Raw genomic sequence first — 2,095 nt, forward strand, 5'->3', positions numbered from 1 at the left:
GCTTCTGCATTGGGCTACAGCAATACAAAAGACGCAATAAGACGGCATTGTAGGTGGGGCGTGAAACACGACCTACCTCATCCGCAGTCTCCGACTAAAAAAATCAAAATGATTTTTATTCCTGAAAGTGATGTTTACAGACTTGTTGCACATAGCAAGCTGCCTGGAGCTGAAAAATTTGAGTCATGGATTTTTGATGAAATCCTGCCTCAGATCAATCACACCGGAGGTTACGTTTCAAATGAGGATATGTTCATAGAAAACTACCTCCCCTTTCTGGAAGAACCGTATCGTAATCTTTTCCGCCTGCAGATGACGGCTATCAAAAAGCTGAACGAGCGTATCAGGCACAATCAGCCTTTGGTGGACTTTGCAAATCAGGTAGCAGGAACAGAAAATCTCATCGACATGAACGCAATGGCAAAACTTGCGGCTGATGAGCATTTTAAAATCGGCAGGACAAGGCTGTTCCGCTGGCTAAAATACATGGGAGTGCTTATGGCGAATAACCTCCCCTATCAGCAGTTTATCGACCGTGGATATTTCGCAGTTAAGGAGTCGGTGTTCGAGGTGGACGGCATGAAAAAGACTTATCAGCAGACGCTTGTGACGGGCAAGGGGCAGAGATTTGTTATTAATCTGCTGAAAAAATATTATGGAAAAGAGGTTTTGCAATAATGCCAGAAAAGCCAAAATGTCCGCTCATAGGTCAGAACGGGAATATCTTTAATCTTATGGGCATTGCTTCAAAAACGCTGAAGAGAAATGGCATGTCGAATGATGCCAAGGAAATGTGCGACCGTATCACCTCTTCCGGCAGCTATGATGAGGCACTGAGTATTATCGATGAGTATGTGGAAATCACTTCGGCAGACGATGAAGAAACCGAAGATTTTGGAATGGAGATGATGTGAATGACGTATTTATTCATAGGAATGCTGATAGGCGGGATTTTAGGGACTGCCATAGGTTCACTTGGAATGGCGGTGTACTATCTCAAAAGAGAAACCTGCAGGCTTAAAAACTGCGGAAAGGAAATAGAAAATGCCTAATCATATCACAACCCGAATCAAAATAACAGGCGATCCCGAGGCGGTCAAGCGTGTTCTGAATAAGATCAAAAATGATGAGTTCGGTATGGGAACGATAGATTTTGAAAAGATCATTCCTATGCCGAAAAATATTTTCAAAGGCAATTTGGGCGTTCGAGAACGGGAACTGTACGGCAATAACAATTGGTATGACTGGTCGGTCGCCAACTGGGGTACGAAATGGAATGCTTATGGGTTTGAACCCGATACCGATCACAGCAAGGAAAAGGAGATAAGATTCCTGACCGCATGGTCTGCCCCTCACCCTATCCTTGAAAAGCTTGCGAAGCTGTTTCCGGACGTGAAGCTTGAGCATGAATGGGCTGACGAGGATATCGGCATGAACTGCGGCAGACACGTATATTATGACGGTGAGCGGATCGAAGAATACTATCCCGAAAGCCAAAAGGACAGGCTTGAATTCGCAGCGAGAGTTATGGATATTCAGCTGGAAGAAGCTTGCGGATTGTATCTGAACGCAAGCGAAACCGAATATATCAATATCGAATATGATGACGAGTATGAGCTGATAGAACTGTTCGGTCAGCCTGCACTTTTCACCAATGACAGGATAACAGACGCAGACATTCCGAAGGGTATGTATTGTTACCATATCAGGCATGGCGATGAGGGAGAATTTGTTTCGATAGAAAAGCGAACTGAGGTTAATCACGCAGGCTCGGTGGTCACAAGAGAGCCGATAGACCTGGGCGAGCAGGGATATATCTCATTTACAGAAGAAACCTCTCCAGATTTTAAGGGAGAGATAATGTCGCTGTATGAGTTTTGGGAATATGATCCTGAGCAGTCACAAACCGAGGATATGGAAATGGAGATGAAGTAATGCACACAAACAAAGTAAAAGCGAAAGTTGACTTCAAGTTCTGCATGGGAAGTATCCCTGCAATGCTGAGAGCCACAAAGCCAGTACTTTCGGAAAGGCAGTATAAAGAATTATGTACTGAGGTTAACAAGGTCGACGGCTACCTTGAGCAGAAACGCAT

The 2,095-nt window shown here is 44.4% G+C and carries 4 protein-coding genes; all 4 read left to right on the plus strand.

Annotated features, from left to right (window positions below; translation table 11 throughout):
- Positions 1-678, plus strand: a 678-nt coding sequence (locus AB5123_RS14215; protein ID WP_368364989.1) for a phage antirepressor KilAC domain-containing protein, incomplete at its 5' end; no start/stop codon positions are given.
- A complete protein-coding gene (locus tag AB5123_RS14220; protein WP_117864975.1) occupies positions 678-914 on the plus strand; it encodes a hypothetical protein in 237 nt (78 codons plus the stop codon). The genes AB5123_RS14215 and AB5123_RS14220, both read left to right, overlap by 1 nt.
- On the plus strand, positions 915-1,052 hold the full coding sequence (locus tag AB5123_RS14225; protein WP_177533915.1) for a hypothetical protein: 138 nt from the start codon (positions 915-917) through the stop codon (positions 1,050-1,052). It begins immediately after the preceding gene.
- Positions 1,045-1,935, plus strand: a complete 891-nt coding sequence (locus tag AB5123_RS14230; RefSeq protein WP_368364990.1) for an LPD28 domain-containing protein — start codon at positions 1,045-1,047, stop codon at positions 1,933-1,935. Before AB5123_RS14225 ends, AB5123_RS14230 begins: the two co-directional genes overlap by 8 nt.
- The last annotated feature ends 160 nt before the right edge of the window (positions 1,936-2,095 follow it).

The organism is Ruminococcus sp. RTP21204st1_B2_RTP21204_210225 (assembly GCF_040914135.1).
Classification (GTDB): domain Bacteria; phylum Bacillota; class Clostridia; order Oscillospirales; family Ruminococcaceae; genus Hominimerdicola; species Hominimerdicola aceti.

Excerpts from the sequence above, each read along its gene's own strand:
- AB5123_RS14230 (WP_368364990.1), top strand. The coding sequence starts at position 1,045 with ATGCCTAATCATATCACAACCCGAATCAAAATAACAGGCGATCCCGAG.
- AB5123_RS14225 (WP_177533915.1), top strand. The coding sequence starts at position 915 with ATGACGTATTTATTCATAGGAATGCTGATAGGCGGGATTTTAGGGACT.
- AB5123_RS14220 (WP_117864975.1), top strand. The coding sequence starts at position 678 with ATGCCAGAAAAGCCAAAATGTCCGCTCATAGGTCAGAACGGGAATATC.